The organism is Nocardia stercoris (assembly GCF_003696265.1).
Lineage (GTDB): Bacteria > Actinomycetota > Actinomycetes > Mycobacteriales > Mycobacteriaceae > Nocardia > Nocardia stercoris.
This window is the reverse complement of the sequence record NZ_RFFH01000022.1, coordinates 85110-99956: the sequence shown is the minus strand read 5'-3', so window position 1 is coordinate 99956 and position 14847 is coordinate 85110. Positions and strand designations below refer to the sequence as shown.

Sequence of the window (14847 nt, the reverse complement as noted above, 5' to 3'; positions counted from 1 at the left end):
AATTGAATCCAAACCGTGGGGTAAACGCGGGGTTGGCTGAATAAAAACAGGTCAGGCCCGGCAGTATACCGGGCCTGACCTGCATCAATGGGTGGAGCTAAGGGGACTCGAACCCCTGACCCCCACACTTGGGGCCGACTTCTCGCCCGATCAGGCCGACTGCCTACGCCGTCGCCTTCTCGTACGCCTCGACCACCGCCGAGTGAATCCGGCCACGACTCGACACGTCGTGGCCGTTCGCCCGCGCCCACCTCCGGATGGCCGCGGTCTGCTCCCTGTCCGCCAGCGGCCGGGCACCGGAGCGCTTGGCCTTCAGGCCACGAGAAGTCTTACGCCCGTGCCCGGTCCACAGCTCGAACACTTCACGCAGTTTGCCGGCGTTCAGGACCGACAGATCGATCTCGTAGTCCACGCCGTCCAGCCCGAACCGCACCGTCTCCTCGGCAACAGACGCGCCGTCGAAATCGTCGATCATCTGGACAGTCACCTTGCGCGCCATCGGATCCCCCATCTCATCGATTACCGAAGTGAATTGACCAGCACAGTAATCCACGCCAAAACGCACCCCGGCCGCGGGCCAGCGCGGACGCAATGCGCGCCCAGCACGCGGGCGGTGAGCAGGTATGCGAACACACCCTGACCCACAATGCCGAGACCGACCCTGGTACCCGTTGGCACACACGCACTTCAGGACGCTGGGCGCAAGATCACACTCCTGAGATTGGAGTATCCTGACGGTTGCGAGGGACTGGCCGGTTGTCTACCTGTCAGGAGCGTGCATGACCGCACACCCTCGCCCCCACCGTGACAGCACTCACTCCGACGTCGCTGACGCGTTGCGACGGCTGTTGAACGAGCCGACGATCTCGATCCCCGACGCCGCCAGGCTCCTCGGGATCGGGCGATCCACCCTGTATGCCGCCGTGAAATCCGGCGAGCTACCGGCGATTCGAGTCGGAAACCGAGTGCGAATCCCCTCCAAGTCGATACGCCGAATACTGCAGGTGGAGACCGACCCGGACATCGAGGCCCAGTAACCCGGGCACGTATACGCTCCGCGACCCCAGGTTGGCCTGGTCGCTCCTGCCACGGAACCCGCATCCGCACGGCCAGTGGATACGCCTCGCCCCATGGGGTGCGGTGCGCCGACGCCCAGGTCGTGATCGGAGTGCGTTTCAGCCAAGGACCGACTGCTGGGTCGTCTTCGCCTCAATGGCAAGCCCATTCACATTCCCTGCCCGGCAGCCCACGCTGACCGGCACACCACGAGGACCCAGTTCGCCGAGTTGCTCCCGAGCCACTCATCGACCCCAGCCTCAGTCCGCTGCAGCGGATCGCTACCCACCTAAGGAGTTCACCCCGCCATGCCTGCCCGCCGCGCCGCTGCGAAATCCAAACGCCGCACCGAGCCGATCGACAAACGCACCGCCAAGGACGGCACCGTCACCTACACCTTCCGCGTCGACGTCGGCACCACCGCCGACGGCCGCCGCGACCGGCCACGATTCACCTACTCCACCCTGACCGAGGCTCGTCGCGAATTCCGTCGGATCACAACGGAAGTCGCCGACGGCTGCTACGTACCGGTGCTGGATACCACTGTTGACGACGCCTGCGAGGAATGGCTGAAGGGCCGGCGCGGGATCCGCCTGGTCAAGCTCGAGGGCTACCGCAACAACCTGAAGCCTGTCCGCCGCCGCCTCGGAGGGAAATTGCTGACCGAGGTCACCAAGGCCGACGGCGACGACCTCGTCGATTGGATGCTCACGCAAGGTCGAGTCGACCCCCGGCACTACCGACCCGACAGCCTGCTGTCCCGGGTGGCAGCGTTCATCGACCGATCACCCGCGGCCGGCATCGCGGTCGCCGAGGTCAAAGCCGCATTCCCCGACGACGACGTCTACAACTGCCTGTCGATGCTGGTCCGGACCGACCGAATCGCCCGCCCGCAGCGGGGCATTTACGCGCCAGCCACCGACCGCTCCGCAGTCCGCGCACCAGAGGGCGTCAAGCCCGTCACGGTCCGCACGACCTTGACGACGTTCGGCATGGTCGTGCAGTCCTATGTCGACCAGGGCATGTTGCCGCGCAACGTGATCGACCTGGTGGACAGGCCCCAGGACCCGATCGACGACGACGAGGACGAGGACGACGACGAGCCCGGAGGCTCGAAATCCTGGACTGCAGAAGAGGTTGCGGCATTCAGGGAGCAGGCACGTACTCACCGCCTGTACGCGTGCTGGCTGCTGTCCTGCTACGGCATGCGGCGCAGCGAGGTTCTCGCGGCGCGCTGGACCCGCTTCAACGGTTCACGCCTGCGCATCCGGCGCGGCCGGGTAGCGATCGGGAAGATCGTCGAGGAGAACCTGCCGAAATCCCGGCGCAGCCGCCGCGATCTTCCACTGCCCGACGATGTCGCTGAAGCGCTTCGGGTGTTGAAGGAGCGCCAGAAAGCCGAAGCCGCGCGGCTCGGCATCGCCTGGTCGGAGGACCGGCTGATCGCCGTCCACGAGGACGGGAGACCGCTGCGCCCGGCCTGGTACAGCGACGAGTTCCAGCGGCTACGCGAGCATGCAGGCTTGCGCCGCATCCCGTTGAAGGGGCTGCGCAATACCTCGGTGTCGGCCATGCTCGCCCGCGGCATCCCGGCGACCACCGTCGCCGCGTGGCACGGACACGATCCGGCCGTGTCGCTGCGGATCTACAACCAGACCCAGAACGACGAGCTGAGAGCCGCCGGAGCGACCCTGTTCACACATTCTCAGGATTGATAGCAGATACGCTTGACCCACTGGTGGACCATTAAGCGGTTTCCGGACAAACGAAAAAGCAGGCCATCCGGATAAAACCGGCTCTGACCTGCTCCTCTTCGGTGCGCGATACTGGGATTGAACCAGTGACCTCTTCCGTGTCAGGGAAGCGCTCTCCCGCTGAGCTAATCGCGCGGGTCTATGTGCCTCTTTCGAAGCTTGTTGCCTCTTTCGAGGCGGCGACGGGAATCGAACCCGTGTGCACGGCTTTGCAGGCCGTTGCCTCACCACTCGGCCACACCGCCAACCAGGCCGGGTTGGCCTTCGAGCGGATGACGGGATTCGAACCCGCGACCCTCACCTTGGCAAGGTGATGCGCTACCAGCTGCGCTACATCCGCATTCTGTCCCCGGGGGCCTTGCGGCTGTCTCGGCGACGAGAAGAACATTAGACGACGATCTGTCACGATCACAAATCGCCTGGTAACAGGGGGTGAATGCGAATCTCGAGCGTGTAATTCGGACGTCGGCCGACGCCCTCCGCCCCGCTCCGAACCGCCTTCCGCCGGACCCGCGCGGATGCATCCGACGAACCCGAACGCACCACAGGTAACTCGGGCCACACGGACCGATGTGTTGCACTTCACACAACGCCCGTACGCCGCCCACCCGCAACCACTCGACCGACATCCGTTGACCGTCAACCGATCCCCCGTCCGCACGTTCACCACCCACCCGCGGTAAACCCCCAGGCCGAGGGGCGATTTGGTATCACACCAGCCCCTCGTGTTAATGTTTCATCTCGTTCGGAGCGAGTACCTCAACTCCCCCGGACAACTACTCCCGGTCCTATAGCTCAGCGGGAGAGCACTCGCCTCACACGCGAGGGGTCGCTGGTTCGAACCCAGCTAGGACCACATATTCCCCTTTCACCCTTGGCCTCGATGCCGGGCGCACCATCCTGAACGTGGAGAAGGCAGCAGAGTGCGGTCTGAGCGCCATGGTTCGAGACCCATTCGGTAAACGTTCACGAAGAGCAGGCGTCAAGCTCCACATCGTCGCCGGTCACAGCGCGTCGATCCGACGAGGCTCAGGTTGTCGGAATAGTGGCGCGTCCACGTGGAGATCACCGGCCGTCCGCCGGCGTCCAGAGTTCCAGTCAGTGAACTGGCCGTCGGGTCGTATCCGGCGATGATCCGGGGCGTGACCGTGCCGCACTCGGTGTCGTCACACGAGTAAACGGTGACGTTCCCGTCCCGGTCGAGCCCGGCAACTAGTGGCCGGCCATCGGAACCGGCCATGACCACCGCACCGGGGCCCAACAGCCGCCTGCCGTCCATGATCTTCCGATTGTCGACGTTGTGGCACTGCGGGTCCCGGCAGATCGCCAACCAGGTCGAGTAATCGTCGCCGTCCACGACGGCCAGCACCGGTCGACCGTCGGGCAGCACGTCGATCGAGGTGACGGATGGGTCGGACTGCGGCACGTCGCCGGTCGATGTCGTCACGGGTTCCGCGCCTTGATGGTCGACCGAGATCACATGCAGCTGATGCGCGTCGGCATAGGCAACCACAAGACCGTCCCCGCCGCGCCCGACAATGCTCGGTACCAGTCTCCCCACGGACCTGACCGGGACGTGGGATGTCGCAGTGCATCCGCTCGCGCGACATACCGATGTGTCGATGACCTGCGGCCCGCCGCCGTAACTGTCGACCAGCGCCACCGCGAAGCCGTCCTCCGGCGACACACCGATTGCCGCATAGTCCGTCTCGCTCGCCGCGGCGAGGGCGAGATCGGCGCAATCGGAGTTTCGGCAGAACACAGCTGTCGGCTGTGCCATCCCATCCGAATTGCGCGGCACCTCGACACGTATGCCGGTACCTGCCGGACCGACACCCACGAAATCGGTCCAATCGGATGCCGAGTCTCCGGGATGCACGGACGACAGCAGTACACCACGCGGAACCGACTGGGACGTGACAGCCACTGTGCCGTGCGCCCAGCCCGTCACCGCACCAGCCGCTGATACGACGACTACGGCTGCTAGAAGTGTGGACGCAATCGTTCCACGGACCGGCGCATCACCCGTCGCCGCGGACCTGCCAGGTCCGGCGATCGCTCGGGCGAGAACGCCCAGCAGGACCAGACCCGCCATCGCGACAAGCACGCCCCACCAGCCCGGTAGCCACGAAATCGTGACTACCACGACCGCCACGACCACGACGGCCGCCACCAGACCGCTGAGGGCGGCCGCCACTCGGGACCATCGAATTCCCTTCCACAGGCTCGCCGCCCACAACCACACCAATGGGATCAGCGTCATTACAGAGCCGTACGTTGCCGGCTCGTGGTCGACTATTGCCTCGACCAACAGACCGCTGACCGGACCAACCACAAACATCGCGGTAACCGCTCCGAGGATCCACTTCCCCCACACACGTACCGAATTCACCGCCGGCACAAGAGCCACCGACCCACTGAGCGTCGATGCCGCAGCCCCTAGCGCGACGAGAAACGCGGCGTTGAACGCCCCAGTCGACACCGACAAACGCCATCCCCGCTCGACCAAACCGGGATCGAACGACCCGCGAACTCGCAGTACCCACAGCGTCACGGCCAGAATTGCGAGTGGCACCGCAACGACAGCAGCTGTACGAACGATCCCTCCCGCCCACAGCAACACCCCGGCCGCCCGATCTTCCCTGGGCCCAACGACATTCATGAACTACCCTCCCCCGTTCGGCTGGAAGCTAGCACAGCGCGGGTCGTAGGTGACAGCCGTTGCCCTCGTCCCCTACCCGCAACCTGGACGACCGAACAGACCGCACGCCTTGTAGGAATCGATCCATTCCGCATCAGCTCCCCGTCGCCGGAGCAGTTGCCTGCCTTCGGCCACGAATGCCCCACGGTTCATCGGTTGCGTGGGGTGACTAGTCCGGATTCGTAAGCGCGGATGACCAATTGGGCGCGATCGCGGGCGTGGAGCTTGGTCATCGCGCGATTGATATGGGTTTTCGCGGTCGACGGGCTGACGACCATGCGGGTGGCGATCTCGTCGTTGGTCAGGCCGCGGGCCGCCAGGGCGACGGCTTCGCGTTCCCGATTGGTCAGTTCGTCGAGGCCGGAGACCGGGCCGGGGTCGGATGGTTCGGTGACGTACCGGTCGATCAGCCGGCGCGTGATCGACGGCGCAAGCAACGCGTCGCCGCGGGCGGCGACCCGGACCGCGTGCAGGAAGTCCTCCGGGTGGACATCCTTGACGAGGAAGCCGGCGGCGCCGACGCGCAGTGCGTCGTAGACGTACTTGTCCATGCCGTAATTGGTCAGGACGACTACGTGTACGCCGGAGAGCTCCGGATCGGCGGCGATCCGCCGGGTCGTCTCGATGCCGTCGAGTACCGGCATCCGGATGTCGACCAGCGCCACGTCGGGCAGGTGTTCGCGGGCCGCTGCCACGCCGGCCGCGCCGTCCCCGGCTTCGGCGACCACCTCGATATCGTCCTCGATGTCGAGCAGCGCACGGAATCCGCTGCGGATGAGCGGTTGGTCGTCGACGAGCAACACTCGGATCACGACGCCCGCTCCACCGGCAGTTCGGCCTGCACCCGAAACCCGCCTTCGGGCCGCGGCGCCGCGTGCAGCCGGCCGCCGAGGGCCGTGACCCGTTCACGCATCCCCCGCAGGCCGACGCCGTGCGGGGGAACGGAATCCGTTGTGGCCGTGCCGTTGTCCTCGATCCGGACGACCACGGCACCGGGCTGGTAGACGATGCGGACCGTTGCCGCGGCGGTCCCGGCGTGCCGGATGACGTTGGTCAGCGACTCCTGCACGATCCGGTACACGGTCCGGTCCACCGCCGTCGACAGTTCGCCGGGCGCACCGTCGATCGCCAACGTCGTGGGCAGGCCGCCGACCCGCAGCCGTTCCAGCAGGTCCGGCACGTCGGCGATGCCGGGGCGCGCCGCGGCCGCGTCGTCACGGAGCGCCTCTAGGGTCGCGCGCAGTTCCCGGGCCGCCTCCCGGCCTGCCTCCCGGATGGCGAGCAACGCCTCGGATACCGGTTCACCGCGCTTGCGGGCCACGTGCACGGCAGCCTCCGATTGCACCTTGATGACCGAGATCTGGTGGGTCAGCGAATCGTGCAACTCGCGCGCGATATGCAGGCGCTCCTCGTCGGCGCGGCGGCGGGCGGTCTCCTCCCGGGTGCGTTCGGCCTCACCGGCCCGCTGTTCCGCCTGCCGCAGGGCCTCACCGGCCGCGCCGGCCGCGACCAGCCACGCGAGTTCGAGTGCGCCGCGGGCCTGCGCGAACGCGGCGCCCACCGGCTGCCCGGAGGCCAGCACCGCAACCGGCAACGCGGCGACCAGCACGACGGAGGCCACGACCGTTGTCCAGCGGTGCCCCGCCCGCACCGCGGCGTAGACGGCGAAGAGGAACGCCACGGCCGGCACGTCGAAGCCCGCGGCCTGATAGCCGAGTGCGCACAGCCCTGTCACCACGAGAACCGGCACCGGCCAGCGGTTGCGGGCCAGCAGCGTCAGTCCGCTGACCGTCAGCAGGGCGTATCCCAGCGGGGCCAGCGTGGCGTCGATGTGGTGCCGCGAGAAGGCGCCGGCCAGCAGTGTCACGGCCACCGCAGCGGCGATCGCGTAACCGCCGATCCGTCCGCTGCCCATGGAAGCACCCTAGCCACCGGAGGCGGTCCGGTAATCCCGCTTGCGCGGTATCGGCCGCACTACCGCGCCCGTGGTAGTGCGGCCGATACCACCACCACCGCGGCAGCGGGAACTGTCCACGCCTGCACGATGATCGGCCCCGCGCTCGGCCCGCATGCTGGTATCGGCCCGCAGATCCGATTCGGGCGCTGTCCGGCAATCGAATTCGCGGTATCCGATGTCGGTTGCGACGGTGTCCGGGGCGGGTGTTCAGCCGAAAGTCGAAGGAGTACAACAATGTCGGTCCACAACTCGCTCGTCGCCGACGGCGCGGCCCGGATGGCCGCCGCACTGTCCACGCCGGCCGGCTCGCTCGCGGTCGGTGCCGGCGAACTGACCTCGGGCCGCCTGGTAGCGACCTCCGCCGCCCTGCTCGGCGTGGCCGCTGCCGTCGTCGGGGTACTCGCTCTGATCCGCCCGAACAGCCGCTTCGGTGTCACCAACGGGCCCGCCTGGGCGGTGGCGGCCGTGGTCGGGGGCGTACTCGGCACGGTGGTCGGGGTCTGGGTCCTGGCGACGGCCACCGGCGGCCCCGGTACCGGAAACGGTGTCGTCGGCGGCTACCTCGCCATCGTGGCGGGATTGCTCGCCGCCGGGCTCGGCGGGTACGCCGCCGCCCGCCGCACCAGCTGATCCGCCCTGGCCGCAATCCGCTCGCACCGGAAACCCGCGAGCGGTCCCGACTCCCGATGGCAGCGCGGATCTCCCACGAAAGCCACCGCGACCCGCCCGGAACGCGCGACCGGCGCCCGGCACATTCGCCGTCCCGCTACTGATCGAGCAGGCCACGGATCCGTAATCGAAATCAGTTCCCTCCGCTCCTCGGGCGGATTTGGATCACAGCGTGTTGCCCGTTCGTGCGCCAGTTCGGATCGGAGCGGTCGAGCGAATCGACCTGGCTTCCGGACATGCCGACGGCGACTTCGGACTTCAGTGTGCGCAATGCCGCAACTGGTGCCGGAAAGTACGCCACCAGGTCCTCGAACGAGGTCGTCGGCGCCCAATGCCGGTCGCCCACCAAGCGGCGATAGTTCAGGTCGCCCTTCAGGATCACGAGGTCGGCGGCAGCGAACTGATCGGCGAGGTCTCGCGGCATTTGCTCGAATGGCAATGGACTGCAGAAGAACTCGTGGACATCGATCCCCACACCTCCACTGCGCAGGGCGGCGCTGAGTCGTCCGCCGATGTCTCGTGCCGCGGCGACGGCGCTGTTCTCCAGCACGGACAGGCAGTCCAGCAGGTCGCCCGTGGTGGCGTCGGACACGTAGTACGGACGCGGCTTCAGATGGACGACCATCCGATGAGCCAGACCCGCGGTCAGCAGATGATCCAGCAGGACAAGGTCCGGGATCAGTTCTCGACCCGCATTGTCGGCAACCAGATGCACGACCGGATCGCCGGCCGCTTCCAGGACCCGCCACATCCGGCTGCTGTCGTCGACCAGCAACGAGCCTGACTCACGGGTCGAGGACGCGGTCAACTGGAATCCCAGGTCCGCCTGGTTGCCCCACAGCGCCGACTTCAGCAACACCTCACGCACATCTGAGCCACCGGCGTGCGCCAGTGACTCGAGCGCCCGCAACTCCGCGGCCACTGCTGGGCCGGTCAGCTCGGCGCGCTTGGCGGGCCCGAACGGATCGACTCCGTGCCAAGGGCCAGGCCGGAGGTAGCCGACCGCGTCCAAAAGCAAGCGATAGAAATAGCTCTCGGCGAACAAGAACGGCGCCTCACCCCACGAACGCCCCCACCACTCGGCGCCCCAGGACCGCCACCGATCGGCATCGTCCGCCCCCGAGGGGAGCGGTTCGAGGACGCCGTGCAGACTGACGTCGAGCAGTTGTCGCAGTGCCGCGCGCTCGCCCGGCCTGTACGGGTGAGCACCCGCGACCTGCTCGATCAGCTTCGGGTGGCGTTCGGTGAATACGCTTCGCGCGAACGACCCCGGAGCTCCGGCGACAACCGGCGGCGCTTGACCCATGGATCCGATTGTGCCCGCAAGCGCGAACGCGACACACCCCGGCTCGACCATTACTCGAACATGTGTTCGATGATGAGGTACCCTGCTTCACGTGAACACACATTCGACCGCACTTGCACCGGATGCTCCGACGTGGAGATGGTCGGAACTACCCGATGTCGACTTGCTGCGTACCCTCGTCGAAACCGAACGCCGCCGGCGTCGACTGGGTGCGGCCATGGTCGCGGCCGTCGCCGAAGCCGAGCGCCGCGGCCTCGCCGCCGACACCGGCTACCGCGACACCGCGGATCTGTTGAGTGATCTGCTGCGGATCAGCCCTTCCGAGGCGCGTAGACGCATCGAATACGCTGCGCCACAAGCCCGCTCGCGCTCCAGGAAGGCGTGGCGGGCGATGACGATGGCGAGCTGAGACCGTCCCTGAGGCGCCCCCGGCCGATCACCCGGCCAGGTAGTCGACGATCAGGCGATCGACTCGGCCGGGCTGATCCAGATGCATGAAATGACCGGCGGCGCTGATGATTTCGTGGCGGCTTCCCGCGGGCAGGCGTTCGGCGCTGAAGGTGGCCAGAGCGACATCGATCGCGCCGTCGACCTCGCCGTGCAGCAACAGAATCGGAATGCGGGGTGGTTTGTCGTGGCTGGCGTGCAGTGAGCGGTACGGCGCGGCGAGGCGGCGGGGCTGGAAGAGGAAGCGGTAGTAGGACAGGGCCGCGGTGCGATGCGCGCGATCGGGCAGGGCCGCCCACAGGCGAGCGAGGTCGTCGGTGCTGTCGTAGGAGGCCGGCGTCCAGTCGCGCCACAGGGTGGGGACGACGCGATCGAGCGTGCGTTCCGATACACCGGGGAGTTGCTGGTAGAGCACATACCAGCTCATCCGGGTCTGGGCCGCCGAGCGCCGGAGCGTGCGCAGTGGCATGCGGCGCCGGAAGCCGGATAGCACCGGGATTCCCAGCGCGGCCACCTTCGCGAACGGCGAGTCCGGGTGCGCCGCGAGTCCGAGCGCGGTGAATCCGCCCCAGTCGTGGCCGATCAGCACCGCATCGGAATCCCCACCGAGATGACTGTGCAGCGCAACGGCATCGAACATCAGGGCACCGATGTGGTAGTCGCCGTCGGCGGGGATCGCGGTCGGCGCGTAGCCACGGCTGAACGGCGCGACGACCCGGTAGCCCGCCGCGGCGAGCGCGGGCCCCAGATGCCGCCACGTCCACGCGGTGTCCGGATACCCGTGCAGGCACAGCGCGAGCCGGCCGTCAACCGGTCCCCACGCCAGCGCCGAGACCGTCAGGTGCGGCAGCTCGAGGGTCAATACTTCCGGCTCGGCAGTCATACCCGGGCATCTTGCCAACGACCGCTTCGTACGACAACGGATGCGAGGCAACGAGTGTCCTCGAACCCGAATACTTGGTCCCCCGTCACGCCGATTCCCCTCGGCCCTCGTCCCGCCCGGCCACCGTGCGGCCCGCTCCCCACCGGAAAGTGTTCCCCCACAACGACAACCCGTCCTCGGCGTCCCGATCCGACCGGCGGGCCGTGACTGTCTCGACCGCCCGCACGACCGGTTCGACGATCCGGGCGGCGACCGGGCCGAGGATCGCCATGAGCAGCACGTAGGTGGTGGCCAGCGCGGCGAATCCGGAGGGTACCGCGCCGGCGGCGACGGCGAGACCGGCGATGACGATGGAGAATTCGCCGCGGGCGACCAGGGCCGCGCCGGCGCGGGCACGGCCGAGGCGGGCGGCCCCGGCGCGGCGGGCGGCCCACCAGCCGGTCGCGATCTTGGTCGCGGTGGTGATCAGCGCGAGCAGCACGGCGATGCCCAGCACCGGCGGGATACTGCCGGGGTCGGTCCGGAGGCCGAACAGGACGAAGAACAGCGCGGCGAACAGGTCACGCAACGGTTCGAGCAGTTTGGTCGCGTTGTGCGCGGTGGCCCCCGAGATGGCGATGCCGAGCAGGAACGCCCCGACCGCCGCCGACACCTGCAGCGCCGAAGCCACTCCGGCGACGAGCAGTGCCGAGCCCAGCACGGTCAGCAGGAAGACCTCCCGGTCGTCGCTGGACACGATCGCCGAGATGTACCGGCCGTAGCGCAGCGCCACGACGAGCACGATCGTCACCGCGACCAGGGCGATGGCGACGGTGGTCAGGCCGGCGGCCAGCCCGGCGCCGGCCAGGACCGCGGTCAGCACGGGCAGGTATACCGCCATCGTGAGGTCCTCGAACACCAGGATCGACAGGATCACCGGTGTCTCGCGATTACCGAGGCGGCCCAGGTCGTCGAGGACCTTGGCGACGATGCCGGAGGACGAGATGTAGGTGACGCCCGCCATCGCGATCGCCCCGGTCGGGCCCAAGCCCAGCAGCAGCGCCGCCACCACACCCGGGGTCGCGTTCAACACGATGTCGAGCACCCCGGCGGTCCACGACCGGCGCATCCCCGAAACCAGTTCGCCCGCCGTGTATTCCAGTCCGAGCAGCAGCAGAAGCAGCACCACCCCGATCTCGCTGGCGAGGTGGATGAATTCGTCGGTCTCGTGCAGTTCGACCAGTCCCCCGGTCCCGAAGACCAGTCCGCCCAGCAGATAGAGCGGGATCGGCGACAGGCCGATGCGGGCCGCGATGCGCCCGAGGATCCCCAATCCGAAGAACACGGCGCCCAACTGGATCATGGCCAGCATCGTCGGTGTCGGATGCACGGCGTCACCCGTCGGTGAGGATCGTCGCCGCGACCTCGAGGCCGTCGAGCGTACCGACGACGACCACCGTGTCCATCGCCTCGAACACGAATTCCGGCCCGGGGGAAGGGAGTACGCCACCGTCGCGCAGCACGGCCACGATCGAGGCGCGGGTCCGGGTCCGCAGCCGGGTGTCGCCGAGCGGCCGTCCGGCGAAGGGTGAACGGTGGCCGATCAGGATCGAACGGGTACTGACACCGTCGATTTCGCGGTGCTCGGCACGCAGTTTCGCCACCAGTTGCGGTGCGCCGAGCAATCCGGCCAGGGTACGAGCCTCCGCGTCCGACAACGGCACTTGCTCGGAGGTGTCCGGGTTGCCGACCGCGGTGAAGATCAGGTCCGTCCCACCGTCGCGCCGATCGATCACCCCCAGCCGGCGATCTACTTTCGACAACGAGAAGTCTTTGCGGACACCGACTCCCGGTAACGCAGTGACATCGACATTCATTTGCTCACCCACCTCGGTCCGCCACCATATTACCTTCTCTTTACTTTCGGCGTGGCAGCGGCCCGAATCCGGCTATCCCCGGGTGAGCAGCCGGGCCGCCGCGTCGAGCCCCGCACCCGTGCCGACCGTGACCACCCGATCCCCCGCGACGAGCACGAAATCCGTAGCGGGCGAAGGGATCGCGACACCGGCACGCACCACCGCCACGATGGACACCCCGGTCCGGGTCCGCATCTCGGTGTCCGCGAGCGGGCGTCCGTCGAACGGGCTGCCCCGGTCGATCCCGAGCTGCCGTGTGGTCAAACCCCCCGCACCCGAACGATCCTCGGCCGTCGTCACCGCCGGTACGCCCAACAGCCCGGCCAGAACGTCGATCTCGCTGTCCGACAACGGGATCGACACGGTCGTGTCGGGATCGTCGACCCGGGACACGATCAGTTCGACCGACCCGTCGCGCCGCTCGACCACCCCGATCCGGCGCCGCGCCTGCCGCAACGAGAAGTCCTTGCACACACCGATCCCCGGCAGCGGCGTCACCTCGATCTCCACCCGGCCACCCTAGCCGAGATTTCCGGCCCACCGCAGGTAGAGAGCATTTCGATGCGGTGACCCCGCCTGTCACACAGCCGATCCGGGTGCCGAGGACCGCGCCGTCGTGTCTCGCCGCGCCACGGCCTCGCCCACCTCCCGGACGGCGGTGCGGATCACCGTGCCGTATCCGTCGTCGGGCAGTTCGGGACAGCACTTTTCGGCGGCGGAGATGTGCTCGGCCGCCGCGGCGAAGGAACCGAGACGACGGTAGCTGTCGGCGAGGTTGAGATGCAGTGACGGGTAGAAGCCGGCGATGTGCAGGCCGGCATCGTGATCCTGGACGCGTTGTTCGCTGACCGCGTCCGCCGCGTCGAGCGCACGGATGTCCCAGGCGAGGGCTCGGGCCGGATCGGGGTAGAGATCCGCGAGGTAGTGCGCGAGTGTGCAGCGGTGCAGGGCGTCACCGAGGACCCCGATCTCCGACCACAGGGTCAGCAGTTGCCGGCGGGCGGCGACCGGATCGCCGGACCGGCCCTCGGCAACTGCTCGGGCGATGGCGTCCATGGTGGGATCGGTTGTGGTGTCGTCGGTCATCGAGGTTCTCCTGGTCGAGGTGTCGCGCCGAACGGTCGCGGGTCGGTGGGCATGGCGAGTGTGGTGAGGTCACCGTGGTCGGCGGAGCGGATCGTGGCGGGGCCGTCGGTGCCGCGGAGTTCGAGGATGAGATCTGGGCCGATCGCGGTGCCGACGGCCGGGTAGAGCGTGGTCAGCTCGAAGGCGATCGCGAGGTCCTGCCCGGTGACCGTGGCGGGAATCGGGTGTTCCGCGTCCGGCAGAATATCGAGTCCGTGCTGGGCAGTCACACGTAGCAGGACGTGTTCTCCCCCTCGGGATTCCAGCGCGCCGAGGAATCGGCCTTTCGGTACTGCGACGCGTGTGGTGGGGCTGGGCAGCGCGGCCAGCATCGCCCGGAAGTCGGGGAAGTCGTCGGGCAGGGATCGGCAGTGCCGGTCGTCCCGATTGCCGGCCCGGAACCGGATGCCGTGCGGGGCAGCGTCGATGCGGACCGACGCGCTGCGCCGGAGGTCGTTCAGCGCGGCACGCAGATCGTCGCCGTCGACAGTCGTAGCCCATTGCGTGACAAAGGAATCCGTGGGTACGAGCGTTCGGGTGGACAAGCGGTAGCGGTCGGTCGCGGTCAATGTCACCGCGTCCCGCGTAACCTCCACCCGCAGCCCGTTGAGCACCGGCATCGTCGGCTCGTGCGCGGTCGCGGCCAGGACCTGCTCCACCGCTGCGGCGAACACCGGTCCGCTCGCCTCCACCACCGGAAGATGGGTCGCCCCGGTCAGAGCCGCCTTCAGGGCGAGCGCTCTCCGGCGCACGGTCGCCGCATCCGCCACGATCCGCGCGACATGGTCGTCGATCAGCCGCGCCGCCGCGGCGGGCGCGGCGGACAGGATCGTGTCGGCGGCCTCCAGCGACACACCCATCTCGCGGAGCCGCCGCAGGGTGACCGCGCGCTCGAACTGGTCGCGGCCGTAATAGCGGTAACCCGTGACCGGGTCGACCTCGGCCGGCCGCAGCAGCCCGCTGTCGGCGTAGAACCGCAGGGCACTGGCGGTCAGTCCAGTGCGCTGGGCGAAGACCCCGATCGACATCAGCTCCGACGATGACATCTCGTCAT

The 14847-nt window shown here is 68.0% G+C and carries 15 protein-coding genes and 4 tRNA genes; 5 read left to right on the top strand and 14 right to left on the bottom strand.

From position 1 onward, the window contains the following. Positions 1-163: 163 nt before the first annotated feature. On the bottom strand, positions 164-499 hold the full coding sequence (locus EBN03_RS30675; RefSeq protein ID WP_122191664.1) for a histone-like nucleoid-structuring protein Lsr2: 336 nt from the start codon (positions 497-499) through the stop codon (positions 164-166). Positions 500-779: 280 nt separating this feature from the next. On the opposite strand from EBN03_RS30675, the gene EBN03_RS35925 reads away from it, so the two are divergent. Together EBN03_RS35925 and EBN03_RS30665 are read left to right on the top strand one after the other, a co-directional pair. Then, positions 780-1037 (top strand): helix-turn-helix domain-containing protein, encoded by a 258-nt coding sequence (locus EBN03_RS35925; RefSeq protein ID WP_122191656.1) that lies wholly within the window; start codon positions 780-782, stop codon positions 1035-1037. 327 nt (positions 1038-1364) lie between these two features. Then, positions 1365-2771, top strand: a complete 1407-nt coding sequence (locus EBN03_RS30665) for a site-specific integrase (protein ID WP_122191655.1) — start codon at positions 1365-1367, stop codon at positions 2769-2771. 102 nt (positions 2772-2873) lie between these two features. Here EBN03_RS30665 and EBN03_RS30660 read toward each other — a convergent pair. From EBN03_RS30660 to EBN03_RS30650, 3 genes are all read right to left on the bottom strand, one after another. Beyond that, positions 2874-2945, bottom strand: a tRNA-Val gene (locus EBN03_RS30660). 39 nt (positions 2946-2984) lie between these two features. Then, a tRNA-Cys gene (locus EBN03_RS30655) sits at positions 2985-3055 on the bottom strand. Positions 3056-3077: 22 nt separating this feature from the next. Continuing rightward, positions 3078-3150: transfer RNA gene (locus EBN03_RS30650), tRNA-Gly, on the bottom strand. 444 nt (positions 3151-3594) lie between these two features. Between EBN03_RS30650 and EBN03_RS30645 the strand changes: the two genes are divergently transcribed. Then, a tRNA-Val gene (locus EBN03_RS30645) sits at positions 3595-3666 on the top strand. A 126-nt stretch (positions 3667-3792) separates the two neighbouring features. On the opposite strand, the gene EBN03_RS33885 is transcribed toward EBN03_RS30645, so the two are convergent. From EBN03_RS33885 to EBN03_RS30630, 3 genes are all read right to left on the bottom strand, one after another. Continuing rightward, the gene (locus EBN03_RS33885; protein WP_147471766.1) at positions 3793-5472 is read right to left on the bottom strand and encodes a hypothetical protein; all 1680 of its coding nucleotides are present in this window, start codon (positions 5470-5472) and stop codon (positions 3793-3795) included. Between the two features lie 188 nt (positions 5473-5660). Then, positions 5661-6323, bottom strand: a complete 663-nt coding sequence (locus EBN03_RS30635) for a response regulator (protein WP_122191653.1) — start codon at positions 6321-6323, stop codon at positions 5661-5663. Beyond that, positions 6320-7426: a sensor histidine kinase gene (locus EBN03_RS30630; RefSeq protein WP_122191652.1), complete on the bottom strand. Its 1107-nt coding sequence runs from the start codon at positions 7424-7426 to the stop codon at positions 6320-6322. Before EBN03_RS30630 ends, EBN03_RS30635 begins: the two co-directional genes overlap by 4 nt. A 276-nt stretch (positions 7427-7702) precedes the next feature. Here EBN03_RS30630 and EBN03_RS30625 point away from each other — a divergent pair, with 276 nt between their 5' ends. Then, positions 7703-8098, top strand: a complete 396-nt coding sequence (locus EBN03_RS30625) for a DUF6223 family protein (protein ID WP_122191651.1) — start codon at positions 7703-7705, stop codon at positions 8096-8098. Positions 8099-8270: 172 nt separating this feature from the next. Here the strand turns inward: EBN03_RS30625 and EBN03_RS30620 are convergent, their stop codons facing one another. After that, a complete protein-coding gene (locus tag EBN03_RS30620; protein ID WP_122191663.1) occupies positions 8271-9443 on the bottom strand; it encodes a damage-control phosphatase ARMT1 family protein in 1173 nt (390 codons plus the stop codon). 91 nt (positions 9444-9534) lie between these two features. On the opposite strand from EBN03_RS30620, the gene EBN03_RS30615 reads away from it, so the two are divergent. Next, positions 9535-9852: a DUF222 domain-containing protein gene (locus EBN03_RS30615; protein WP_233608751.1), complete on the top strand. Its 318-nt coding sequence runs from the start codon at positions 9535-9537 to the stop codon at positions 9850-9852. Positions 9853-9879: 27 nt separating this feature from the next. On the opposite strand, the gene EBN03_RS30610 is transcribed toward EBN03_RS30615, so the two are convergent. The 6 genes from EBN03_RS30610 to EBN03_RS30585 all read right to left on the bottom strand — a co-directional run bounded on the left by EBN03_RS30610 (position 9880) and on the right by EBN03_RS30585 (position 14839). Then, entirely contained in the window at positions 9880-10773 is an 894-nt protein-coding gene (locus tag EBN03_RS30610) for an alpha/beta fold hydrolase (RefSeq protein WP_122191649.1), read from the bottom strand. An 85-nt stretch (positions 10774-10858) separates the two neighbouring features. Continuing rightward, positions 10859-12124, bottom strand: coding sequence for a cation:proton antiporter (locus EBN03_RS30605; protein WP_199743039.1), 1266 nt, complete (start codon positions 12122-12124; stop codon positions 10859-10861). Between the two features lie 22 nt (positions 12125-12146). Beyond that, a complete protein-coding gene (locus EBN03_RS30600; RefSeq protein WP_122191648.1) occupies positions 12147-12629 on the bottom strand; it encodes a cation:proton antiporter regulatory subunit in 483 nt (160 codons plus the stop codon). Between the two features lie 72 nt (positions 12630-12701). Then, positions 12702-13178, bottom strand: a complete 477-nt coding sequence (locus tag EBN03_RS30595; RefSeq protein ID WP_199743037.1) for a cation:proton antiporter regulatory subunit — start codon at positions 13176-13178, stop codon at positions 12702-12704. Between the two features lie 69 nt (positions 13179-13247). Next, entirely contained in the window at positions 13248-13754 is a 507-nt protein-coding gene (locus EBN03_RS30590) for a hypothetical protein (protein ID WP_122191647.1), read from the bottom strand. Further along, a complete protein-coding gene (locus EBN03_RS30585; protein WP_122191646.1) occupies positions 13751-14839 on the bottom strand; it encodes a DNA polymerase III subunit beta family protein in 1089 nt (362 codons plus the stop codon). The genes EBN03_RS30590 and EBN03_RS30585 overlap by 4 nt, the downstream gene beginning before the upstream one ends. Positions 14840-14847 lie beyond the last annotated feature (8 nt).